Annotated in this window: 1 protein-coding gene; it reads left to right on the top strand. The window is 66.5% G+C overall.

Annotated elements, in window-relative coordinates:
- Positions 1-211: DUF4291 family protein (locus tag IH26_RS0152755; protein ID WP_034218349.1), on the top strand; the 211-nt coding region annotated here is incomplete at its 5' end.
- Positions 212-269 lie beyond the last annotated feature (58 nt).

Raw genomic sequence — 269 nt, 5'->3', positions numbered from 1 at the left:
GTTGCAACTCGGACTCTCCGGCGAGGCGATCGACCGCTACGTCGACGAGTGGACCATCGCGATCACCGACATCACCCCCACCGTCCACGACATCCACGCACAGCTGAAGGCCGGCGACCACCAGGCGGCAGCAGCCAACCTGCCGGCCGAACATGTCTACCCACTGCCGCACGAGCTCAGGCCACGGATTGACGCGAGCCCGCCCGCGTAGCGCTCGTTGACGCTCGTTGCCGGAACTCCCGATCACCAGGCCCCGCTAATGTCACCCT

It is taken from the genome of Actinoplanes subtropicus, from assembly GCF_000721705.1.
GTDB lineage: Bacteria > Actinomycetota > Actinomycetes > Mycobacteriales > Micromonosporaceae > Actinoplanes > Actinoplanes subtropicus.
The sequence above is the reverse complement of the archived record's forward strand: the minus strand, read 5'-3'. Positions and strand labels throughout refer to the sequence as shown.